The sequence below is a fragment of the Enterobacter sp. UPMP2061 genome (assembly GCF_053709615.1).
Genome location: NZ_JBSKJP010000001.1, coordinates 351,821 through 375,434, shown reverse-complemented (window position 1 = coordinate 375,434; position 23,614 = coordinate 351,821). Strand labels below are relative to the sequence as shown.

General features: G+C 56.3%; 20 protein-coding genes and 1 pseudogene. 11 read left to right on the top strand and 10 right to left on the bottom strand.

The window, feature by feature from the left end:
* Positions 1-79: 79 nt before the first annotated feature.
* From ACWKXX_RS01785 to ACWKXX_RS01765, 5 genes and pseudogenes are all read right to left on the bottom strand, one after another.
* Positions 80-3,196 (bottom strand): annotated as a pseudogene (locus ACWKXX_RS01785) (efflux RND transporter permease subunit).
* Positions 3,193-4,392: an efflux RND transporter periplasmic adaptor subunit gene (locus tag ACWKXX_RS01780; RefSeq protein WP_261666373.1), complete on the bottom strand. Its 1,200-nt coding sequence runs from the start codon at positions 4,390-4,392 to the stop codon at positions 3,193-3,195. The pseudogene ACWKXX_RS01785 and the gene ACWKXX_RS01780 overlap by 4 nt, the downstream one beginning before the upstream one ends.
* The gene (locus ACWKXX_RS01775; RefSeq protein WP_023303289.1) at positions 4,389-5,645 is read right to left on the bottom strand and encodes a TolC family protein; all 1,257 of its coding nucleotides are present in this window, start codon (positions 5,643-5,645) and stop codon (positions 4,389-4,391) included. The genes ACWKXX_RS01780 and ACWKXX_RS01775 overlap by 4 nt, the downstream gene beginning before the upstream one ends.
* 11 nt (positions 5,646-5,656) lie before the next feature.
* Positions 5,657-5,950, bottom strand: a complete 294-nt coding sequence (locus ACWKXX_RS01770; protein WP_017694319.1) for a copper-binding protein — start codon at positions 5,948-5,950, stop codon at positions 5,657-5,659.
* A gap of 53 nt (positions 5,951-6,003) precedes the next feature.
* Entirely contained in the window at positions 6,004-6,405 is a 402-nt protein-coding gene (locus ACWKXX_RS01765; protein WP_032620077.1) for a hypothetical protein, read from the bottom strand.
* A 339-nt stretch (positions 6,406-6,744) separates the two neighbouring features.
* Between ACWKXX_RS01765 and dcuC the strand changes: the two genes are divergently transcribed.
* From dcuC to ptsP, 7 genes are all read left to right on the top strand, one after another.
* Positions 6,745-8,112 carry an anaerobic C4-dicarboxylate transporter DcuC gene (gene dcuC, locus ACWKXX_RS01760; RefSeq protein WP_017382481.1) on the top strand — a complete coding sequence of 456 codons (1,368 nt, stop codon included), beginning with the start codon at positions 6,745-6,747 and terminating at the stop codon, positions 8,110-8,112.
* A gap of 94 nt (positions 8,113-8,206) precedes the next feature.
* Positions 8,207-9,016: a ribonuclease I gene (gene rna, locus ACWKXX_RS01755; protein ID WP_003858741.1), complete on the top strand. Its 810-nt coding sequence runs from the start codon at positions 8,207-8,209 to the stop codon at positions 9,014-9,016.
* 173 nt (positions 9,017-9,189) lie between these two features.
* Positions 9,190-9,513: a PTS fructose transporter subunit IIB gene (locus ACWKXX_RS01750; protein WP_017382483.1), complete on the top strand. Its 324-nt coding sequence runs from the start codon at positions 9,190-9,192 to the stop codon at positions 9,511-9,513.
* Between the two features lie 27 nt (positions 9,514-9,540).
* Complete coding sequence (locus ACWKXX_RS01745; RefSeq protein WP_017382484.1) at positions 9,541-10,791, top strand: PTS fructose transporter subunit IIC; 1,251 nt, start codon at positions 9,541-9,543, stop codon at positions 10,789-10,791.
* 11 nt (positions 10,792-10,802) lie between these two features.
* Positions 10,803-11,915, top strand: coding sequence for an aminopeptidase (ypdF, locus tag ACWKXX_RS01740; protein ID WP_261666374.1), 1,113 nt, complete (start codon positions 10,803-10,805; stop codon positions 11,913-11,915).
* Positions 11,888-12,928 carry an aminopeptidase gene (gene ypdE, locus ACWKXX_RS01735; RefSeq protein ID WP_261666375.1) on the top strand — a complete coding sequence of 347 codons (1,041 nt, stop codon included), beginning with the start codon at positions 11,888-11,890 and terminating at the stop codon, positions 12,926-12,928. The genes ypdF and ypdE overlap by 28 nt, the downstream gene beginning before the upstream one ends.
* 22 nt (positions 12,929-12,950) lie before the next feature.
* Complete coding sequence (gene ptsP, locus ACWKXX_RS01730; RefSeq protein WP_047737904.1) at positions 12,951-15,446, top strand: phosphoenolpyruvate--protein phosphotransferase; 2,496 nt, start codon at positions 12,951-12,953, stop codon at positions 15,444-15,446.
* A 3-nt stretch (positions 15,447-15,449) separates the two neighbouring features.
* Here ptsP and ACWKXX_RS01725 read toward each other — a convergent pair whose 3' ends face one another.
* Both ACWKXX_RS01725 and ACWKXX_RS01720 read right to left on the bottom strand, forming a co-directional pair.
* On the bottom strand, positions 15,450-16,304 hold the full coding sequence (locus ACWKXX_RS01725) for a helix-turn-helix domain-containing protein (RefSeq protein WP_026094381.1): 855 nt from the start codon (positions 16,302-16,304) through the stop codon (positions 15,450-15,452).
* Between the two features lies 1 nt (position 16,305).
* Positions 16,306-16,926: a flavin reductase family protein gene (locus ACWKXX_RS01720; protein ID WP_003858756.1), complete on the bottom strand. Its 621-nt coding sequence runs from the start codon at positions 16,924-16,926 to the stop codon at positions 16,306-16,308.
* 262 nt (positions 16,927-17,188) lie between these two features.
* Between ACWKXX_RS01720 and rnk the strand changes: the two genes are divergently transcribed.
* Positions 17,189-17,599, top strand: a complete 411-nt coding sequence (rnk, locus tag ACWKXX_RS01715) for a nucleoside diphosphate kinase regulator (protein WP_261666376.1) — start codon at positions 17,189-17,191, stop codon at positions 17,597-17,599.
* Positions 17,600-17,736: 137 nt separating this feature from the next.
* Entirely contained in the window at positions 17,737-17,826 is a 90-nt protein-coding gene (gene yldA / locus ACWKXX_RS01710; protein ID WP_015571155.1) for a small membrane protein YldA, read from the top strand.
* A 10-nt stretch (positions 17,827-17,836) separates the two neighbouring features.
* Here the strand turns inward: yldA and ACWKXX_RS01705 are convergent, their stop codons facing one another.
* On the bottom strand, positions 17,837-19,075 hold the full coding sequence (locus ACWKXX_RS01705; RefSeq protein WP_015571156.1) for a zinc-dependent alcohol dehydrogenase: 1,239 nt from the start codon (positions 19,073-19,075) through the stop codon (positions 17,837-17,839).
* Positions 19,076-19,256: 181 nt separating this feature from the next.
* Here ACWKXX_RS01705 and uspG point away from each other — a divergent pair, with 181 nt between their 5' ends.
* Positions 19,257-19,685, top strand: a complete 429-nt coding sequence (gene uspG, locus ACWKXX_RS01700; protein ID WP_006809652.1) for a universal stress protein UspG — start codon at positions 19,257-19,259, stop codon at positions 19,683-19,685.
* A gap of 59 nt (positions 19,686-19,744) precedes the next feature.
* Here uspG and ahpF read toward each other — a convergent pair whose 3' ends face one another.
* Together ahpF and ahpC are read right to left on the bottom strand one after the other, a co-directional pair.
* Positions 19,745-21,310, bottom strand: a complete 1,566-nt coding sequence (gene ahpF, locus ACWKXX_RS01695) for an alkyl hydroperoxide reductase subunit F (RefSeq protein WP_022650587.1) — start codon at positions 21,308-21,310, stop codon at positions 19,745-19,747.
* A 187-nt stretch (positions 21,311-21,497) separates the two neighbouring features.
* Positions 21,498-22,061, bottom strand: coding sequence for an alkyl hydroperoxide reductase subunit C (gene ahpC, locus ACWKXX_RS01690; RefSeq protein ID WP_014882974.1), 564 nt, complete (start codon positions 22,059-22,061; stop codon positions 21,498-21,500).
* A gap of 621 nt (positions 22,062-22,682) precedes the next feature.
* Here ahpC and citR point away from each other — a divergent pair.
* A complete protein-coding gene (gene citR / locus ACWKXX_RS01685) occupies positions 22,683-23,603 on the top strand; it encodes a DNA-binding transcriptional repressor CitR (RefSeq protein ID WP_032620085.1) in 921 nt (306 codons plus the stop codon).
* Positions 23,604-23,614: the final 11 nt, after the last annotated feature.

Here is a 23,614-nt window from a genome sequence, read left to right as displayed (position 1 = left end):
CTAATTACCATCCCGTTCCTGGGAATAATCTGAGGATACATAAACTGCATGCCTGAATAAGCACATGCAGTTGACATATTTAACGTTGATGTAACAATTTGTAGAGTGCGGGAATAACTAACATCGACAATAACGGTGCCGTTACCATGCCACCAATCATCGGCGCGGCAATACGTTGCATCACCTCCGAACCACTCCCACTCCCCCACATGATGGGCAGCAGTCCTGCCATAATAGTGGCGACCGTCATCACCTTCGGACGCACGCGCAGCACGGCACCTTCGTGGATCGCCCGCATCAGCACCGTATTTCCCCCTTCTGGCTCCAGCCTGTGATATTTATCGAGCGCATGATTCAAATAAAGAACCATAATTACGCCGAATTCTGCCGCCACCCCGGAAAGGGCGATAAAGCCAACGGCCCCCGCCACTGACAAATTATATTCAAGCAGCCACAGTAACCACACGCCCCCAATAAGCGCGAAAGGCAATGTCCCCATTATTATCAGGACATTTGATATCCGCCTGAAGGTTAACCATAAAAGGACGAATATAATCATCAGCGTGACAGGTAAAACTATTTTGAGCGTCGCGGTCGCCCGTTCCAGATATTCAAACTGCCCGGACCAGGAGAGAGACACGCCCTGCGGCAATACCACCTTCTCCTCCACCCGTTTTTGCATTTCATCCACGGCGGACTTCAGATCGCGCCCGCGCAAGTCCACATAGATCCAGCTGGAAAGGCGCGCGTTTTCACTTTTTAGCATCGGTGGGCCTTCCGTCACGACGATATCGGCCAATTCCCCCAGCGCCACCTGGTTACCGCTGGCGGTCACTACCGGCAACACCCGCAACGTGCCGACGTTATCACGCAAATCGCGGGGATAACGCAGGTTGATGGGATACCGCTCGCGTCCCTGGATCACCTCGCCAATGTTATCCCCCCCGACCAGCGTGGAGACCAGGCTTTGCAGTTCATCGACGGAAACGCCGTAGCGCGCGGCTTTTTGCCGGTCGATACGTATATCCACATAGCGCCCGCCTTCCAGACGCTCCGCCAGCGCAGAGGAGACGCCAGGAACGTCCTTCACCACCTGCTCAATCTGCCGGGCCACACGCTCAATGTCGGCAATATTATTGCCGTTCACCTTAATGCCGACCGGGCTTTTGATCCCGGTTGCCAGCATGTCCAGGCGGTTACGGACAGGCGGCACCCACACATTGGCAATACCCGGCAGCGACACGGTTTTATCAAGCGCCTCCACCAGCTTTTGCGGCGTCATTCCTGGCCGCCACTGCTCGCGGGGCTTAAAGTGAATGGTTGTTTCCAGCATGGTTAATGGCGCGGGATCGGTTGCCGACTCCGCGCGACCGGCTTTGCCAAACACACTCGCGACCTCCGGTACGCTTTTGATCAAGCGGTCCGTCTGCTGAAGCAGCCGCGATGCCTCGCGAGCAGAGATCCCCGGCAGCGTGGAGGGCATATAGAGTAAATCCCCTTCATCCAGCGGCGGCATAAATTCGCTTCCCAGGCGGCTCAGCGGCCAGAGCGTGGCGATCAGCAGCAGACATGCCAGTGCCATCGTCATTTTCGGGAAGGTCAGTACCTTGTCCAGCAGCGGCTCATACAGGCGGATCAGGAGGCGGTTGATCGGGTTTGCCTTTTCATCCGGGATTCTCCCGCGAATGAAAAAGCCCATTAGCACCGGCACCAGGGTGATCCCAAGCCCGGCGGCCACGGCCATCGACCAGGTTTTGGTGAACGCCAGCGGCGAGAACATTCGCCCCTCCTGCGCTTCCAGCGAAAAAACCGGTATAAATGACAGCGTGATGATTAACAGGCTGCAAAACAGCGCCGGTCCCACTTCAACCGCCGCCTTTTCCGCCAGACGCCAGTATTCCCCCGGCGCGGGCTCCTTGCCCGGATTATCATGCCGCCACTGCTCCAGCACCTTGTGCATGTTTTCAATCATCACAATTGCCGCATCCACCATCGCCCCGATGGCAATGGCGATCCCGCCGAGCGACATCATATTCGCGTTAATGCCCTGATAGTGCATCACCACAAAAGCACCGAGGATCCCCAGCGGCAGAGAGACCATCGCCACCAGCGCGGAGCGCAGGTGGAACAGGAACAGCGCGCACACCAGTACCACCACGGCAAACTCTTCGAGCAGCTTATGCGTCAGCGTTTTGACCGAGTCCTCAATCAGCGTGGAGCGATCGTAGACGGGAACAATCTCGACGCCCTGCGGCAGCGTTTTTTGAAGCTCGCTCAGTTTCGCTTTTACCGCACGAAGCGTGTCCAGCGCATTCTGCCCGTAGCGCATCACGATCACGCCGCCAGCGACCTCCCCTTCACCGTTAAGCTCTGCCACGCCCCGGCGGATCTCCGGGCCAATGCCAAGGGTGGCGACATCTTTCAGCAGAACAGGTACGCCATCGCGGGTGGCGATCACCACATTGCGAAAATCCTCCAGCGAGCGCAAATAGCCTGTTGTCCGCACCATATACTCCGCTTCGCCCATCTCCAGCAGGGCGCCGCCGCTCTCTTTATTGGCGTCCTGCACCGCGCCGGATAGCTGGCTGTGGGTAATATTCAGCGCGCGCATCTTCGCCGGGTCCGCCATGATCTGATACTGACGCACCATTCCGCCAATGCTTGCCACTTCAGATACATTCGGTACTGTCTTAAGCTCGAACTTAAGCGTCCAGTCCTGAAGGGCCCGCAGATCTGCCAGGCTGTGTTTTCCACTACGGTCGATCAGCGCATATTCGTAGATCCAGCCCACGCCCGTCGCATCCGGCCCCAGCGACACCTTCACGCCCGGCGGAAACTGCGCCTATACCTGGCTTAAATATTCCAGTACCCGGGATCGCGCCCAGTAGAGATCGGTGCCATCCTCAAACAGCACATACACATAAGCGTCACCAAACATTGAAAAACCACGCACGGTTTTAGCGCCCGGCACAGACAACATGGAAGTTGTCAGCGGCCAGGTCACCTGATCTTCAATCACCTGCGGCGCTTTTCCGGGGTAACTCGCCTTGATAATGACCTGCACATCAGACAGATCGGGCAACGCGTCCAGCGGCGCGCGCTGCACCGCCCACCAGCCCCAGCCGGCCATCATCAGCGCGGCCAGGATCACCAGCAGGCGGTTACGCAACGAGGCGCGAATCACAGCGGCAATCATGGCGTCACCTCCGGCATCACGCTACGCAGGCTGGCTTCGGAATCAATGAGGAATTGCCCGGACGTCACCACCTTATCGCCCTCTTTGACCCCGGACAGGATCGCCGTCCAGCCCTGCGCCGTCAGGCCGGTTGTCACCGTCACAGGCTGGAAATAACCGTCCCCGGTGGCCAGCAGCAGACGCGCAGACTCTCCGCTGTTAATCACCGCCTCTTCCGGCACCGCCAGCACCGGCGGGCCTTTCATCTCTTCCGCACGCCTGACGGAGAGGTACATGCCTGGCTTCAGCTTATGTGCGGTATTTTCCAGCACGATACGGGCTTTCAGGGTTCGCGTGGTCGCCTCCATCTGCGGCAGCAATTCGCTGACCGTGCCGTGGAATTGCTCCCCCGGCCAGCTTTCTGACGTTGCTACCACGTAGCTGCCCACTGCCAGAGACTGCGCCTGCGTTTGCGGGTAGTCGACCACCAGCCAGACCGGATCGAGGCTGGCGATCTCAAACAGCGGCGCCGTTGCGGTGATTTGCGCCCCTTCCCGCACGTCCAGCTTCACCACATAGCCCGCCCGGTCAGCGCGCAGGGTGAGCGTGGTCTGCGGCTTACCGCTACGCTCCAGCAAACGAATGACCTCTTCCGGCATAAACTGCAACGCCAGCCGCTCGCGTGCGGCGCGGGTCAATGCGGCATCGCCAAGCTGACGAACCGCGAGGTACTCCTGCTGGGCGGTGGTCCATTGCGGGATCCACAGTTGCGCCAGCGCCTCTCCGGCTTTCACCTGCTGCTCTGGCGCATTAACAAACAATTTTGACACCACGCCATTGGCCGGGGCTGACACCACCGAGACGTTACGTTCATCCGTTGCAACCGTGGCAAAGGCCGAGAACGGCGAAACCAGCTGGCGCATCTCAACGTTGGCGGTTTTCATCCCCAGGTTTTGCTGCTGTTGAGTGCTGATGGCCACGCCTGACGCCGCCTGCGCTTCATCGGCGTAGCGCGGGACCAGATCCATATCCATAAAGGGGGATTTACCCGGCTTATCGAAGCGCTGACCGGGCACCATAGGGTCGTACCAGTAAAGCACCTTACGTTCAGAGGGTTGTGCAGCCGCAGCCGGCTGATGCGTCTGCTTCTTTCCGACAAAATAGCCGCCAGCGGCAGCTATCGCGATGGCAATAGCCATTAACGTTATTTTTTTCATTGCGCCAGCTCCTGCGGGATCAGCCAGTTCACGGCAGCCCAGGTTCGCGCCATTTCGCGCTCCGCCTGGTTCACCGCCAGTTCCGTATCCAGTACGCCACGACGCGCCTCCAGCAGGGCCGGAAGCGCCGACTGTCCAGAGCGATATTGCGCCGTCAGCACCGCCAGCCGTTGACGTTGCAACGGCAGTACCTCGTCCCGCTGACGCTGCCACACCGTTTGCGCAGCCTGATACTGCGCCACCAGCGTTTGCACCTGGGCAATGTGTTCACGTTTGAGCAGCGTCAGTTGATCCACCGCCTGCATTGAGCGGGAAACATCGGCGGCGTAATCCTTGTCCTGACGTTTTGACTGGAACAAAGGCAGATCCACGCTGAACATCACGCCAGCCATATCGTCATAGCCTTCGGCGCGGTGGGCGTAATAGACCTCCACATCCACATCGGGTATCGCCGCCACGGCAGATTGCGCTGAACGCGCTTTCGCGGTCTCGGCTTCACGTCGTGCGGCCTCCACTTCCGGGTGCCTGACGATCCCCTCCTGCAACGTTTTTTCATCGGCAGGAAGACGCTGATAGCGCGGCAGCGGACCGCGAACCGCCGTAATCGCGTGCCCCGTAAGCTCCAGCAGACGGCTTTGCGCCAGCTGCACATCCCGCTGCGCCAGCGTCTCTTTGTCGCGCATGGCGCTGAGGATCATTTGCAGGGCCAGTACGCTGTCCGGCGTGGCGCTTCCCGCCCCGACGCTCGCCTTCTGCACGCCCCGCTGGCGTTCGGTTTCACGGACCAGCGTTCTGGCCGTGTTCAGCGCCTGCTGGGCCAGCGCCAGATCCAGCCAGGCCTGGGCGGTATCACGCTGAAGCGCGGCGCGGACGGCTTCGGATTTTGCCAGCACGCTTCGCGCCTGCGCCTGAAAGGTCTGCGCTTTACGTTCCCGCTTCTCTGAGCTGACGTAGCTTTGCATGATGCCAACCTTCTGCATGGTCATCCCTTCGCGCGTCAGCCGCCGATCGTTGCTGCCCTGTACCGGCACGTTTTCGATACCGAATTTCAGTTTTGGGTCAGGTAATTGCGTGGCGGAATCCGCCATCGCATCCAGCGCCTGCGCTTCGTTACGGCTGGCGGAGAGTTCTGCTGAGTAGCGCTGGGCTTCGGTCAGGGTGTGTTCGAGCGTCCACGGCTCCGCCTGCGCGGCGGAGGTTAACAGGCCGAACAACACCCCACCGAGCCACAGGCTCAGTGTGTGTTGTTTCATGGTGACCTCGCTTAGCGTGCTGGCGTCAGCGAGATAATCTGGAAACCGTCACCCGCACGCTCAAGCGTGAAGGTCACTTCATCCCCTGGTTTGGCGTCATTCAGCGTGGCGCCGGCAGATAAAGTAAACGGCATGGTCATTGCTGGCCATTTTAGTTCCGGTATGGCCTCGTGCCGGAGCATGACGGCGCTGTCAGAGATCGACTGAACCACGCCGTGGCCCTGCCAGGTCTGGTTTGCCTGAACGGTATAAGAAGCGAAAGAGACGGACGCGCCAACCAGCGCGGAAAGGAATATAGTACGCATGATAAATCTCCTGTTAAACGTTAAGTAAATAAAATCAACGAATTAACAGGTTTTTACTCCCGAAACCGGCAGTAGCGGATCGTTGCCGGCGGCCCCACAGCAGGAGGGGTAACGGACCACGCAGAATGGCTTGCAGATGAGCACTCTGGGGTCGTTAAGGTCAGGGTCATGGCGGCAGGCAGCGCCACCAGATGCGGCTGGGCAGGATCTTTTTGTACCTGATCCGGCACACAATGCTTTTCACACAGCGGTGAAGCACCGGCAGCATAATGCGGCCCCGGTTGCGCCATCATCTCCATATGCTGGATGGTGGCCACCTCGCCGCGCAAATCCATTGAACATTGATGGGAGGCGACGGCCACCTGACTCTGGATCAACAGCCAGCCAAACGCCAGCAAAAACATCAGCAGATGTTTTTTGATAAAGCGCAGGCGATATGTCCAGCTGGCGTGCATATTCAGATCGTCGGACAGGAGAAAGTGAACCGAGTATAAGCAGGCAAAAGAATGAAAGAGAAGTGGTTTTAAAGAGATTTACGTTTTAAATCGATTCTCGGCAAGTAATACTCAAAACCTTAACACTTCACCATCAATTTAATGACATATAATATCTATTCATCAGGTCAATAACGTCTTAATATAAATGACGCAGGGTTAGCAAAAATATCGTCATCAGTGCCTTTAGTAGTCTCTTTCTTGATTTTAATCAGCAAGGACTGGACATTTATTCGGCACATTTCAGCTTCTTTTTTATTGATTATTTGTCTCTCGGGCAGCAAGGATACAGGGGAAATCATGCTTACTTTTCTCGAACTCCTCATTGGAGTCGTGGTCATTGTCGGTGTAGCACGCTACATCATTAAAGGTTACTCAGCCACCGGCGTGCTATTTGTCGGCGGCCTGACGCTGCTGATCATTAGCGCGCTAATGGGTCATCAGGTTTTACCCGCCAGTGAAGCCAGCACCGGATATACCGCTACCGATATTGTGGAATATATAAAAATTCTGCTGATGAGCCGCGGCGGCGATCTGGGCATGATGATCATGATGCTCTGCGGATTTGCTGCCTATATGACCCATATCGGCGCGAATGATATGGTGGTAAAGCTGGCTTCTAAGCCGCTGCAATATATTAATTCCCCCTATCTGCTGATGGTCGCGGCCTATTTCCTGGCCTGTCTGATGTCATTAGCCGTTTCCTCAGCAACGGGTCTTGGTGTGCTGTTAATGGCAACGTTGTTCCCGGTAATGGTTAACGTCGGGATCAGCCGTGGCGCAGCGGCGGCTATTTGCGCCTCTCCGGCGGCGATTATTCTCTCCCCGACTTCCGGTGACGTAGTGCTGGCCGCAAAAGCCGCGGAAATGTCGTTGATTGACTTCGCCTTCAAAACCACACTACCGATCTCCATCACCGCTATTCTCGGCATGGGCGTGGCGCATTTCTTCTGGCAGCGCTATCTCGATAAGAAAGAGAACGTCAGCCACGAAATGATGGACGTCAGCGAAATCACCACTACCGCCCCGGCGTTTTATTCCATCCTGCCCTTCACGCCGATTATTGGCGTGCTTATTTTCGACGGCAAATGGGGCCCGCAGCTGCACATCATCACTATCCTGGTGATCTGTATGCTGCTGGCGGCCATCCTGGAATTCGTTCGTGGTTTTAACACCCAGAAAGTGTTCACGGGTCTGGAAGTTGCCTTCCGCGGTATGGCGGATGCCTTCGCGGGCGTGGTGATGCTGCTGGTTGCCGCGGGGGTGTTTGCCCAGGGGCTGAGCACCATCGGCTTTATTCAGAGCCTGATCTCTATCGCCACCTCGTTCGGCTCGGCCAGCATTATCCTGATGCTGGTGCTGGTGGTGCTGACCATGCTGGCGGCGATGACCACCGGCTCCGGTAACGCGCCGTTCTACGCCTTTGTTGAGATGATCCCTAAGCTGGCGCACTCCTCCGGCATCAACCCGGCTTACCTGTCCATTCCAATGCTTCAGGCTTCCAACCTGGGTCGTACCATTTCTCCGGTATCGGGCGTGGTGGTTGCGGTTGCGGGGATGGCGAAAATCTCTCCGTTTGAAGTGGTAAAACGCACGTCAGTGCCAGTGCTGGTTGGCCTGATTATCGTTATTATCGCCACCGAAGTACTGGTTCCCGGCGCTGCCTAAGCGAAATTCCTGATTTCCAAAAAGCGCCTGCGGGCGCTTTTTGTGCTTTAATAACCCCCAGAAATTAATCGCGCCCAACCAATCAGGAAAGCAAATGTTCAGGAAGGATATCGTTATCCCGTCTGGCGCAGTAGCGCTTGCACTCTGTGTCTTCTCAATTCAGGCAGATCCGCTTAAGCCAACCCAGTACGGCGATTTCGATCGCTACGTTCTGGCCCTTTCCTGGCAAACCGGATTTTGCCAGAGCATGGTCGAACGTAACCGTGACGAACCGGAAGAGTGTCGCCTGCAAAAAGAGAGCAGCAACAAAACCGATTTTCTGACCGTCCACGGCTTATGGCCCGCGCTGCCGAAATCTATTGCCGCTCGCGGAGTGGATGAACGCCGCTGGATGCGCTTCGGCTGTGCCACTCGTCCGGTTCCAAATATGCCGGAAGCAAAAGCCAGCCGCAAATGTGACGCCGCAGAGACCGGGCTATCGCTAACCGGCGCGGCGAAGCTGAACAGCGTGATGCCCGGCGCGGGCGGCAACTCCTGCCTTGAACGTTATGAATACGCGAAACACGGCGTCTGCTTTGGTTTTGATCCCGACGCTTACTTCGGCACCATGGTGCGCATGAACCAGGAAGTGAAGCACAGCGCGGCAGGAAAATTTCTGGCGGAAAATTATGGCAAAACCGTCCGCCGCAGCGACTTCGATGCAGCCGTGGCCAAAAGCTGGGGGAAACAGAGCGTAAAAGCGTTCAAGCTTACCTGCCACGGCAATCCGGCTTATCTGACCGAGATGCAGATCTCGCTGAACGCCAGCACCATCAACAACCCGCTCTCTGCCGGCTCCTTTGCGCCACAGCCGCATCCGGGCAACTGCGGCAAACAGTTTGTCATTGATAAAGCCGGTTACTGATGCTGCGCCGGGCACCTTTTTGCCCGGTTTTTCATTGATTTCCGTGATATGACGATTAACCTCACACTTCCGCTCACACGCATCATTTTTCCAGCTAAAGCATTATTAATCCGGTAAACATCACTGAAACCTCCCCGCCATAATCATGGCGTTATCTACAGGAGGAATTTCACATGGCTAAAAAACTGATTGCACTGTGCGCCTGCCCGATGGGCCTGGCACATACCTTCATGGCAGCCCAGGCGCTGGAAGACGCGGCGACGGAAGCCGGTTATGAGGTAAAAATTGAAACCCAGGGCGCGGACGGGATCCAGAATCGCCTGACCCCGCAGGATATTGCCGACGCTGACATTATTATCCACGCCATCGCGATCACCCCGGAAGACAATGAGCGCTTCGAAACGCGCGACGTGTATGAGATTACGCTTCAGGACGCTATTAAAAACGCGGCAGGCACCCTGAAAGAGATCGAAGAGATGATTGCAGCAGAACAATAATAATCCTCACACCCAGGGGTTTTCGTCATGGCTATTAAAAAACGCAGCGCGGTTCGCCCGGACAGTCACGAGGGTGACACACTTGCCATCAAATCCGCACCGGTTGCCGCCGGTGCGTCTTTCTGGAAAGAGCTTCCACAGCACATTATGTCGGGGATATCCCGCATGGTGCCAACGCTTATCATGGGCGGGGTTATCCTCGCCATTTCACAGCTCATCGCCTACGTCTGGCTGGAGATCCCGCCTGACACCGGTATTCTCGACGCGCTTAACTCTGGCAAATTCACCGGTTTCAATCTCTCGGTATTGAAATTTGGCTATCTGACCGAATCGTTCGGCGGGCTGCTGTTCAGCTTCGCCATCCCGATGTTTGCCGCCTTTGTCGCCAACTCTATCGGCGGAAAGCTGGCCTTCCCGGCCGGGTTTATCGGTGGCCTTGTCGCCACGCAGCCGACGCTGGTGCTGAACTTTGATGCGGAAAAACTGACCTGGCTTGCCACCAAACCCGTGCCCTCCACGTTTATTGGCGCGCTGATTATCGCCATAGCCGCAGGCTATCTGGTCAAATGGCTGAATAGCCGTATTAACGTACCGCAGTATCTGCTGGCCTTTAAAAGCACCTTTCTGATCCCAATCCTCTCGGCGCTGTTTGTGATGCTGGCGATGTATTACATCATCACGCCGATTGGCGGCTGGCTGAATGCAGGTATGCGGACCGTACTGCTGGCGGCGGGTCAGGCGGGCTCCATGATGTATGCCATCGGGATGGCGGCGGCCACGGCGATTGATCTTGGCGGCCCCATTAACAAAGCGGCGGGATTTGTTGGCCTGGGGCTGACAACCGATCATGTCCTGCCCATCACCTCCCGCGCCGTGGCGATTGTTATTCCGCCCATTGGTCTGGGGCTGGCCACGCTGATTGACCATCGTCTGACCGGCAAACGACTGTTTAGTCCGCAGCTTTATCCGCAAGGCAAAACGGCCATGTTCCTCGCCTTTATGGGCATCAGTGAAGGGGCCATCCCGTTCCTGCTGGAAAATCCGCTTGCGACGCTGCCGGCGTATATGGCGGGTGCGATCGCGGGTGCGATGACCGCCACCGCGCTCGGTGCCGTGCAGTGGTTCCCTGAATCGGCGATCTGGGCGTGGCCGCTGGTCACCAATCTGGGGGCGTACATGCTCAGTATTGTGGTCGGGGCGGCGATCACCGCGCTGTTGGTCGTGATTATTCGTAACAGTCTGCACAAGCGCGGAAAACTCGCTATCGACACGCTGTAACGGGGTGAACCATGGAATTACTGAGAAGGCTTCATGCCTGGCTGGCTGCGGAAAAACTGGACGGCGTGCTCATCTCTTCGCGCCAGAATAAACAGCCGCACCTGGGCATTTCAACCGGTTCGGGATATGTGCTGGTGACACAAACCGCGGCACATATCCTGGTGGATTTCCGTTACTACAGCGATATCGCTTCACGAGCGGCGGGCTATGAAATGCACCTGCTTAACACGGAGAACCCGTTTGCGCAGGCGGTGAATCAGATTATTGCGAAGGAAGATCTTACCCGTCTTGGCTTTGAGGGTGAATACGTGAGCTGGCAAACAGGCGTGCTGTGGCGCGATACGCTGAATACCACCCTTTGCAGCACCTCGCTAGACGCGCTGCGGCAGATAAAAACCGCTGACGAAATCGACCGTATCCGTGCAGCATGCGGCATTGCCGACCGCGCCGCACAGCACATCCGGCGTTTCATTCAGCCCGGTATGCGCGAGCGTGAAGTCGCTGCCGAGCTGGAGTGGTTTATGAAGCAGGAGGGTGCGGACAAGCCCTCTTTCGACACCATTGTCGCCAGCGGGCCGCGCGGTGCGCTGCCCCACGGCAAAGCCTCTGACAAAGTGATTATGCCTGGCGAGATGATCACCCTTGATTTCGGCGCCCGACACCAGGGGTATTGCTCGGATATGACAAGGACCTTTCTTGTCGCCGGGCAAAACACGCCGCCGGAGGAGCACCCTCTCTATGCGGTGTACCAGATCGTTCTGGCGGCACAACAGGCGGCCATTGATGCCATCCGCCCCGGCGTTTCCTGTCATCAGATCGATAGCGCCGCACGTTCCGTGATTGAACGTGCAGGTTACGGTCCGCAGTTCGGGCATAACACCGGTCATGCCATTGGTATTGATGTCCATGAAAATCCACGTTTTTCCCCTACCGACCGCACCCCGTTGCAGCCCGGCATGGTGCTGACCGTTGAACCGGGGATCTACCTTGAACACCAGGGCGGGGTACGAATTGAAGATGTGGTGCTGGTGACGGAAACGGGCGCCGAGGTGCTTTATACCCTCGACAAACGGCTATTGCTGACGGGAGAACAAGAGTGGACAGAGATTTACTGCGCGCCCTGAGCGAAGCAGACGCCATTGCGGCCTCAGAGCAAGAGGTGCGCGACATCCTGCTCAGTGAGGCGCAAAAATACCATAAAGAGGTTCAGTTTGATGGGCTGGGTTCCGTGCTTATCCGCGTCAACCAGAGCCGGGGCCCGAAGGTGATGGTCTGCGCCCATATGGATGAAGTCGGTTTTATGGTGCGTAGCGTCTCGCGCGAAGGGGCCATTGATGTCCTGCCCATCGGCAACGTGCGCATGATGGCCCGTACCCTTCAGCCGGTGCGCATCACCACGCGTAACGGGGAAAAAATACCGGGACTGCTGGATGGGGATCTGAAAGGAGAAAACGTTGACAATTTACGTGTCGACATTGGCGCGACGTCGGCGGAGGAGGTGTTCGCCGCCGGTATCGACTCAGGCGACCGCGTGGCGTTCGATACACCCTTTCAGACCCTTCCCCACAATCGGGTGATGGGTAAAGCCTTCGACGATCGTCTCGGCTGTTACCTGCTGATCGCGCTGCTGCGTGAGCTGCACCAGACGCCGCTCGACTGCGAGCTTTGGCTGGTGGCCAGCTCAAGTGAAGAGGTCGGCCTGCGCGGCGGCCAGACCGCCACGCGCGCCATTCATCCTGATATCGCGCTGGTGCTGGATACCGCCTGCTGGTCAAAAAATTTCGATTATGGCAGCGCCAACCATCGCCAGATCGGTGCGGGCCCGATGCTGGTGCTGTACGACAAAACGCTCATCGCCCCAGCCAAACTGATTGCGCTGGCTGAGACGATCGCGCGCTCGCAAGGGATCCCGCTGCAAAAAGACATGTTCAGCAACGGCGGAACGGACGGCGGGGCGATCCATCTCTCCGGCACTGGCGTGCCGACTCTTGTGCTTGGTCCCCCAACCCGACACGGGCACTGCGCGGCATCCATTGCCGACGAAAAAGACATTCATCACACCCAACAACTGCTTGTCGCGCTTGTGGCATGCATGAACCGTGAGACCGTGGATCATCTGACGGACTTCAGATGCTGATCTCACGCGGCCAGGAGGAAGTATGCTTTCAATTGAATTTTTCTGCCCACTGCCCAACGGCCTGCATGCGCGTCCGGCCTGGGCGTTAAAAGAGCAGTGCAGCGCATGGCGCAGCGACATCCGTTTTATCAACAGACGGCTTAACACTCACGCGGATGCCAAAAGCTCGCTGGCGCTGATCAGTACCGGTACGCTGTTTAATGACAGCTGCGTGCTGGAAATTAACGGCAGCGACGAGGAGCAGGCCCGACGCGTGCTGGAGGCGTATCTCACCGGCGCGTTTATCGACAGCGACAGTATTCCTTCCGGCGACGCGCCGCACGTTGCGCATCCCCTGCCCCGCTCGCTTGTAAGGCTTGCTCCCCATCTTCAGCACGGCATTACGCTCGCCAGTGGCATCGGGGCTGGCACTCTGCGAGGCTGGCAGAGCGATAACCTCAAACGTTATTGTCAGATCCCCGCCTCACCGGAAGATATTACCCGCCTGGAACACAGCCTGGCAACGCTGGCTGAACAGCTCAACCACCGTCTGCGCGGGCTGGACGGCGAGAGTAAAACCATTCTCAGCGCGCATCTTTCGCTGATCCAGGATGAGGAGTTTGGCGGCACCATACGCCGACTGATCGCCGAGGAGCGGCTAAGCCTTGCGGAGGCGATCATTCGTAATATGGAGCTGATCTGCGACAAGCTGTCGCTCTCCGCCAGCGACTACCTGCGTGAACGCGTCAGCGATATTCGCGACATCAGCGAGCAGCTTCTTAACATTACCTGGCCGGAGTTGCAGCAAACCTCCGCATTCACCCTCAGCGCTCCCACTATTCTGGTGGCGGAAGATCTGACGCCCAGCCAGTTTCTCAGCCTCGACACGCAGTATCTGAAAGGCATGGTGCTTGAAAAAACAGGCCGGACGTCGCATACGCTGATCCTGGCACGCGCGGCCTCCGTGCCTGTGCTGAGTGGTTTAACGGTCGCCTCGCTGGCGCCGTTGATGGGAAAAGAGGTCATTCTGGACGGCATCTGTAGCGTGCTGGTCGTTGAACCCAACGACGCGGTGAATGATTACTATAGCGTGGCGCAGCGCCTTGCCGACCGACGCCACCAGCAGCAGATCAAAGATGCGGGTCTTCCAGCACTCACCCGCGACAACGTACCGGTAGAGATTGCCGCTAACATCGGCAGCGCGCTGGAAGCGCCCGGGGCGTTTACCTGCGGCGCGCAGGGTATCGGGCTGTTTCGCACTGAAATGCTGTATATGGACAGAGACTCCGCGCCGGACGAGCAGGAGCAATTCGAAGCCTATCAGCAGGTGCTGCTCTCCGCGCAGGGCAAGCCGGTCATCTTTCGCACAATGGACATCGGCGGCGATAAGCAGATCCCTTACCTGAACATTCCCCAGGAAGAAAACCCGTTCCTCGGCTATCGCGCCGTTCGTATTTATCCCGAATTTGCCGATCTCTTCCGCACCCAACTGCGCGCGATCTTACGCGCAGGCGCGAGCGGCAATGCGCTGTTGATGATCCCGATGGTGCACAGTCTCGATCAGATTTTATGGATCAAACAGGAGCTGCAAAACGTTCGTGACGCCCTGGCCTCACAGGGGTTACGTCACACCGCGCACCTGCCGCTGGGGATCATGGTTGAAGTGCCTTCAGTCTGCTTTATCATCGATCACTTCTGCGAAGAGGTGGATTTCTTCAGTATCGGCTCGAACGATATGACTCAGTATCTCTACGCTGTCGATCGCAACAACCCGCGCGTTTCGGGGCTGTATAACCCCATCACACCGTCTTTTTTACGCATGGTTCGCCAGATTGTCGCCGCAGCGCATCGTCACGGGAAATGGGTCGGCATTTGCGGGGAACTTGGCGGAGAGCAGCGCTACCTCCCTCTTCTGCTTGGTCTGGGCTTAGATGAGTTCAGCATGAGCGGGCCGCGCATCCCTGCGGTAAAAACCCAGCTGCGTCAGCTGGACATGGCAACCTGCCGGGCGCTGGCGGAAAAGGCCTGCGACAGCCGCAGCGCAGAGGAGATTGAAGCCCTGTTGGCGGATTTCACACCGGAAGCGCCGCCGCGTCCCTTGCTGGCCCTGGAGACTATCGTGGTCAATGAGCCGCTGACCTCAAAAGAGCAGGTGCTTCAGTTCTTATGCGGAAATCTTGCGATTCATGGCAGGACCGAAAACCCGCTCGAACTTGAAGAAGATCTCTGGCAGCGCGAAGAGATTGTCACCACCGCCGTCGGGTTTGGCGTGGCGATCCCTCACACCAAATCGCAATGGATACGCCACTCCAGCATCAGCATTGCACGCCTGGACAAGGCGATTGACTGGGAGTCGGATTTGGGCGACGTCGAGCTGGTGATCATGCTGACGCTCGGCGCTCAGGAAGGGATTAATCACGTGAAGGTCTTTTCCCAGCTGGCGCGGAAGCTGGTCAATAAAACGTTTCGCGAGTCGCTGTTTGCAGCAACGACGCCGCAAAGTATCCTGGATCTGCTGAACGCTGAAATCACGTTCTGACTGTCACTGAAAGCGTGCGCGATACTCCCCCGGCGTCAGGCCAAACTGGCGCCGGAACAGACGGCTAAAATAGTCGCTATCGGCATAGCCGCAGCGCTTCGCCACTTCCCCCACCGGCAGGTGGTATTTTTGCAGGATGGTTCTCGCCTTCGCCATACGCACCCAACGAACGTAATCCACAAAACTCATCGTCCCCTGTTGGGAGAACAGGCGTGACAGATGGTTAGCCGAAATATTAAAAAGCGCGGCGACGCTGTCCCGCGACAGGGATTCAGCATAGTTTTCCTGCACCCAGTTACAAATGCTCTGATAGAGAAAATCCCCGCGCGACAGTCCCGGTTCAGGCAGCGACGACACCACTTTCCGGCACCAGTGCAGCAGGCTCAGCACCAGCGGTTGAATAATGGCCTGATCCTGCGGGGAAGCGCTCAGGTGCGTCAGGGCCATCAGCATCGCAGCACATTCGCCTCGTTCAGGGTGAGGAAGCTCAACGTGTCGCTGCGCAGGCACGGAGCGCCCGTGACGGGTATCATGAAACACCAGCCCCAGCCACGACGGCGCAAAAAGAATGCTCAGCAGCATGACCGGTCGTTCAAACACCGGGACGCTGGCGGCCTGGGCGGGAAGAAACAGCATTTCCCCCTGGCAGAGGGTCTGCTGCCCGGTAACCAGTCTGTTGCCATATTCCCCGCGAAGAACGACATCAAGCCGTGGCCAGTCGCGGCTCACGCTTCCGACAGCGTCAGACGCGCCACGTTGAGCAAACCAGACTCGCCCCAGCTGCTGTGGGTTGAGCACCAGGCCGCTCAACAGATCGGCAAAAAACTGCTGATCGGCGGGCAACAGGGTTGCGCGCATATCACCCCCTGCGCGCATCCGGGCGTACCAGGTCGAAGCGATGGCTGTCACTGATGGCGTAGTAGGCTGTAGGTCCACCCGCACGCAGAATGGGCTGCGCTTTCGCGGTCTGGTAAATCCCCTCTTCCAGCAAACTCTCGGCGATATGGACGCCCACGACTTCGCCGAGCACCAGCCAGGTATCAATCGGTGTCCCATCCGCGCCGGTAAGCTGAATGCACTGTGACAATCGACACTCGAAATTCACCGGGCTTTCCGCCACGCGCGGCGAGCTCACAAGCTGGCTGGCTACGGGCGTCAGGCCGGCAAAGGTAAATTCATCCTCGCCATGAGGGAGCGTGGCGGAGGTTTCATTCATCGCCTCGGCCAGATCGCGCGTTGCGAGGTTCCAGACAAACTCCCCCGTTTCGGTAATATTCCGCACGCTATCCTTCCAGCCGTTGCTGGAAAAACCAATGATCGGTGGGCGATAGTTAAAGCAGTTAAAGAAGCTGTACGGGGCAAGGTTCAGTTGACCGGCCTTGTCACAGGATGAGATCCAGCCAATCGGACGTGGACCGATAATGGCGTTCAGCGGGTCGTGCGGCAGGCCGTGCCCCTGAGACGGTTGGTAAAAGTACATATCGCTCTCTCTACGCTGGGGCTGCAACGCGCATTGCCCGGGTTCAGTCTTTCCAGCGTAACGAAATTTCCGTTCAGCGTGAATCGGGACGCCGGGTTTATTGCCAAAAATTCATATGGCGCATGATTGTGACCTTCATCACTTCAAACTTACGGTTTCAGACAGTATCATCAGATAAGTTAAACCCTCGCTGCCAGACGGCGAGGGTTTTCTTTTGGATTGGTTTCTGCGTTACACGCAGCATTAACGACATGGAGTAAAAATGTCCAGACCTACGATTATCATCAATGAACTCGACGCAGAACGTATTGACCGACTGTTGGAGAAACCAGAATTCGCCTCGCTGCCGGTAGCCGATGCGCTGAACGAAGAGCTCGACCGGGCGCAGATGTGTACGCCTGAGACCATGCCGCATGATGTGGTCACCATGAACAGCCAGGTGAAGTTCCGCAACCTGACCACCGGAGAGGAGCTCACCCGTACGCTGGTCTATCCGGCGCAGATGACCGACAGCAGCACGCAACTGTCGGTACTGGCACCCGTGGGCGCAGCGCTGCTTGGACTGCGCACGGGCGATACCATCCACTGGGAACTCCCGGGCTGTGCCTCAGCTCACCTGGAAGTGCTTGAGCTGCTCTACCAGCCCGAAGCCGCTGGCGATTACCTGCGTTAATCCCTTCTGAACAAGCGACCCCGCTTTGCACAGAGGATGCACCCGCATCCTCTTTCCGCAAATTCACCCTATTGTGCTATACCGGACAAAAACCGCTTAATCCACGCTTAGTCTGTTGTAGTGCCGTGGGGACGGTCATGGGTGAGATACTTGTTATCACACTGGTTTTTCTCATCATCCTGGCGATCCTCGTCGTGGCGGTGCTGTATCTTGAGCGCCACTGGTGAGTGAGGAACCTCACACAACGCCGCCGGGGAAGGCATTCACCAGTCCCTTCACTTTCTGCTGCGCTGCCTCCGGGGTATCTGCGCCAGGCACCAGGATCACCTTGCGGCACTCCTCCTCCCGTTTTTCGAAGATCTTATAGGCGCGTTCCGCATCAGCCAGCGGAAGATAGTGGGTCACAATATCTTCTGGGGTAAGCAGCCCTTTTTCGATGAGCGGCAGCAGCTCTCCCAGCCAGGCATGGACGTGGGTCTGCCCCATCTTAAAGCTCAGCCCTTTATCGAAGGCATCGCCAAACAGGAAGCCGTGAATAAAACCGGCGTACACGCCCGGCACGCTGACCACGCCGCCGCGCCGCACCGCAGCAATGCACTGGCGCAGGGCTTTGCCGCTGCTGCCTTCAATTTTCAGGTTACTGAGGATCGTTTCCGTGGTGCTGCCTTTGGCCTCAAACCCGACGGCATCAATCACCGCATCCACTCCGCGCTGTCCGGCCGTTTGCTCAATGATTTTCTCCGCCGCGTCGTTATCGTCATCAAAGTTAATCGGGATCGCGCCGTAGCGCTCCTGGGCAAACCGCAGTCGATAGGGATGATGGTCAACCACGAAAATCTGCTCTGCGCCGAGAAGCCGCGCGCAGGCAATGGTCAGTAACCCCACCGGCCCGGCCCCGAATACGGCGACGCTGGAGCCTTTCTGGATCTGCGCATTTTTTGCCGCCTGCCAGGCGGTAGGCAGAATATCTGACAGGAAAAGCGCTTTGTCGTCAGACAGCAGCTGGGGCACTTTAAACGGCCCCACGTTGCCTTTCGGGACGCGCACATACTCCGCCTGTCCGCCCGGCACGCCGCCGTAAAGATGGCTGTAGCCAAACAGCGCGGCAGGGGCGGGAATTTGCTTTTTGTTCAGCGCCGCGCCCTGCCCGCGGTTCGTGTTTTCGCAGGCCGCGTACTGTTGCATCTGGCAAAAGAAGCAGTCACCGCAGGCAATCACAAACGGGATCACCACCCGGTCACCTTTCTGCACGTTTTTCACTTCGCTCCCGCACTCCACCACCTCGCCCATAAATTCATGACCAAAGATATCGCCGTGCTGGACCTTGGGAATTTTTCCGCGATAAAGATGCAAATCAGAACCACAGATCGCCGTGGCCGTTACGCGCAGGATGATATCGTCAGGCTGTTCGATGCCCGGATCGGGGACATTATCGACCCGAACATGATGTGGACCGTGATAGGTGAGAGCTTTCATGCAACCTCCGAAAGGGTGTGGGTAAGCTTATAAAAGGGTAGCTACCTCTCGGGATCTGCCCCGGAATCCGGCTGTTTTGAGATTTATCCTGGCGAGATAAAAAAGTGCTGTCGGGATTACAGAAACCTTTTATATTTTGTGGTTGAATGATTTCAGCGTTTATAAACAAGGAGAAACGGTTATGTATCAAACAATCATTATGCCGGTTGATGTTTTCGAAATGGAACTGAGTGATAAGGCTGTACGTCACGCGGAATTTCTCGCGCAGCAGGACGGAGTTATTCATCTTCTGCATGTTTTACCGGGCTCTGCCAGCCTGAGCCTGCATCGTTTCGCTGCTGATGTGCGTCGTTTTGAAGAGCATTTACAGCATGAAGCCGAGACACGCCTGCAAACCATGGTCGGGCACTTCAGCATCGATCCTTCCCGCATCAAAACCCACGTCCGGTTCGGTAGCGTGCGCGACGCCGTTAATGAGCTGGCGGGAGAATTAAATGCCGACGTGGTAGTGATTGGTTCACGTAACCCTTCCATCACCACTCACCTGCTGGGGTCGAACGCCTCCAGCGTAATCCGCCACACCCACATTCCGGTGATGGTCGTGAGATAAAAAAAGAGGCCACCTTTTGGTGGCCTCTGGCATTGCAGGTGTCGTCTTGCTTTCTTTTATTATGCGGTTTTGGTGCGGATCAGATAATCAAACGAGCTCAGCGACGCTTTCGCACCTTCGCCAGTGGCGATGATGATCTGTTTGTACGGCACGGTGGTGCAGTCGCCCGCCGCAAACACGCCCTTCACGCTGGTTTCGCATTTCGCATCAATGATGATCTCGCCCATGCGGTTGCGCTCAATCGCGCCTTCCAGCCAGGTGGTGTTTGGCAGCAGGCCAATCTGAACAAAGATCCCTGCCAGCGCCACGCTGTGGATATCGCCACTCACGCGGTCACGGTATTCCAGACCGGTCACTTTGCTGCCGTCGCCTTTCACTTCTGTCGTCTGGGCATTGAGCACAATATCGACGTTATTCAGGCTACGCACCTTATCCTGCAACACCTGGTCCGCTTTCATCTCCGGGGCGAACTCCAGCAGGGTAACGTGTTCAACAATTCCCGCCAGATCGATAGCCGCTTCCACGCCGGAGTTACCGCCGCCGATCACCGCGACGCGTTTACCTTTGAACAGCGGGCCGTCACAGTGCGGGCAATAGGTCACGCCTTTGGTGCGATACTGATCTTCGCCCGGGACGTTCATGTTGCGCCATTTCGCGCCGGTGGCAATGATCACGCTGCGCGCCTTCAGCACCGCGCCGGACGCCGTTTCAATCTGGTGCAAACCACCCTCGACCGCCGCCGGAACCAGTTTGCTGGCGCTCTGGCTGTCAATGACATCCACGTCGTAGTCGCTGACGTGCGCCTTCAGCGCCCCGGCCAGTTTCTGGCCTTCAGTTTTCGGCACGGAAATGTAGTTTTCAATGTCTACGGTATCCAGAACCTGACCACCGAAACGCTCGCCCATCAGACCGGTACGGATCCCTTTACGTGCGGAGTAGACCGCCGCTGCCGCGCCCGCCGGGCCGGAGCCAACAATCAGCACGTCATAAGCATCGCGTTGATTCAACTCTTCCGCCGCGCGTTTTTCTGCGCCAGTATCCACTTTGGCGACGATTTCGGTCAGCGTCATACGCCCCTGGCCGAACTCCTGACCATTCAGGTAAACCGCCGGAACGCCCATCACGTTGCGCTCGGTGATTTCGTTCTGGAACGTACCGCCGTCAATCGCCGTGTGCTTAATGCGCGGGTTGAGGACTGACATCAGGTTCAGCGCCTGCACCACGTCCGGGCAGTTGTGGCAGGAGAGTGAGTAATAGGTTTCAAACTCAAAATCACCGTCGATATCGCGGATCTGCTCCAGCAGCGCCTGCGCTTCTTTTGACGGATGACCACCGGTCCACAGCAGCGCCAGCACCAGGGACGTAAATTCGTGCCCCAGCGGAGAACCCGCGAAACGTGGCCCCTGGTCAGACCCTGGGTTGGCGATCAGGAAAGAAGGTTTACGGACTGCCAGGGTGTTGTCTTCTTTGAAGGTCACTTTCGGCGACAGCTCAGCAATCTCTGTCAGCAGTGCTTTGATTTCTGCCGATTTCGCGCTGTCGTCCAGCGTGGCAATCAGCTCAACAGGTTTGGTCAGTTTCTCAAGGTAGGCCTTGAGCTGGGTTTTCATGTTAGTGTCGAGCATTATTCTTCCCTCTCTTAAAACGTCATCATGCAAGCCGCCTTATACGGGCTGCCTGAATGCAACTTGCATCATGGTGCTGGAATGAAATGGGCGCGGGTGCGCCCATTGATTGCCGGGTGGCACTTCGTTTACCCGGCCTACGATACTGTAAGCCTGTGCAAGCGCAGCGCCGCCAGGTTTTACAGACTTAGATCTTGCCAACCAGGTCCAGAGATGGCGCCAGCGTCGCTTCGCCTTCTTTCCATTTCGCCGGGCACACTTCGCCTGGGTGAGAAGCAACGTACTGAGCCGCTTTCACTTTGCGCAGCAGGTCAGATGCATCACGGCCGATACCTTCAGCGGTAACTTCGATAGCCTGGATAATGCCCTGCGGGTCAACAACGAAGGTCGCACGGTCAGCCAGGCCTTCATCTTCACGCATGTTGTCGAAGTTACGGGTCAGGGCGCCAGTCGGGTCGCCGATCATCGCGTATTTGATTTTCGCGATAGTTTCAGAGCTGCTGTGCCACGCTTTGTGGGTGAAGTGGGTATCAGTAGACACAGAGTAAACGTCTACGCCCAGCTTTTGCAGTTCTTCGTAGTGGTCTGCCACGTCACCCAGTTCAGTCGGGCAAACGAAGGTGAAGTCAGCCGGATAGAAGAAGAACACGCTCCAGCGGCCTTCGGTATCTTTCTCGGTCACTTCGATGAACTCACCGTTTTTGAACGCCTGGTTTTTGAAAGGTTTAATTTTGGTGTTAATCAAGGACATCTGTACTTCCTCCGTGTTTTCGTTGAGATGTAAGGTAACCAACTTTGTTCATCGGGGCTAATGCGTATGCTTTATCAAATCAATCAGCCAAACCTTACAACAGCAACAAGACAGCAAGGTGAACCTTTTACAGGAAAGCCTGAAAGTAAAAAGGCCGCCTCAACGGGCGGCCCTGATACCTGAATTCCCCGCAGGTACATTCAGTGCCAGCCGAAGCTGGCGTTGCGTTGCGCTCTACATACCTTGTATCAAGGCCGTAACAGCGGTTTGATTACAGCATCCGTGCGCGCATTGAGCAATGCATAAGAGGGATAGTCCTGCCTATGGTTGTGATAGGCAGAATCGAACAGGCCTCAGAAACGTTATAAATTTAATTTCATTATAAATTCCGCGCTATATATAAATGCCAGTTGTCATTCAAATAATTCAATCACACTTTAAAGATAAAATTATCTTAATAAATCTTGAAGTTGTGTTTCAATAATCCAAAGCCGTGATATATTAAGATCACTTAATTTTTAAATTAAGCGAGTTACCCCCACGGATTGTTAAAGGTAACTTCCCTCTGTCGTACTCCATGATGTGATAACGACAGCAAACACAGCACACTCAGGACGAAACATGGCCAACCTCTACGACCTAAAAAAATTCGATCTCAATCTGTTAGTCATCTTCGAATGCATTTACCAACATCTCAGTATCAGTAAGGCTGCCGAGACACTTTATATCACGCCATCCGCCGTGAGCCAGTCGCTGCAACGTCTGCGTGGCCAGCTCAATGACCCCCTGTTCATCCGCTCAGGTAAGGGAATTACGCCGACCACGGTGGGCACCAACCTGCATCATCATCTTGAACAGAATCTCAACCAAATTGAGCAGACGATCAACATGATGCATCACTCGGACATCAAGAAAAAGTTCGTTATCTATTGCTCTCAAATGATGTCGCCCGGCTATATGCTCGAACCAATGAAGCTGCTAATGTCAGAGGAAAATTACGAGATAGAACAACGAGATATGCTTATCTCTCCGGAATCCGCAGAGGACCTGCTCGCCTACCGTAAAGCCGACCTGATCTTTACTATTGCCCCAATTAAGAATCGCTCTGTGGTGTGTTCTCACTTTGCCACGGTGCCAATAGCGTTAATCTGCCGAGAAAACCATCCAAGACTCGCCGATACGGTCAGTCTTGAAGCGTTATACCGGGAAAAATTCACCTTTTACCAGAGTGCGCACCCGGGCGTTAAAGAGTTCCAGAATCGTGCCAATGACCTTTTCCCGGAAAGAGATATTGCTTTTCGCACGGACTCCATCATTTCGCTTATCTCCATGGTCAGTTCATCTGATCTGTTAGGCTTTATACCCGTATCAATCTATGAAGCCTATAAAGAGACGTTAAAAATAAAACGGATCGCCGACCCATTTGAATTGCCCGAAATACATGTCTATATGCTTTACAGCCGTTCATCGCTGAACAGCAGCGTTTTTTCAACGTTCATTGAGAAAATGCATAAACTCTGTCTTTCCGCTCCGTCTGCGTAAAATCATTTATA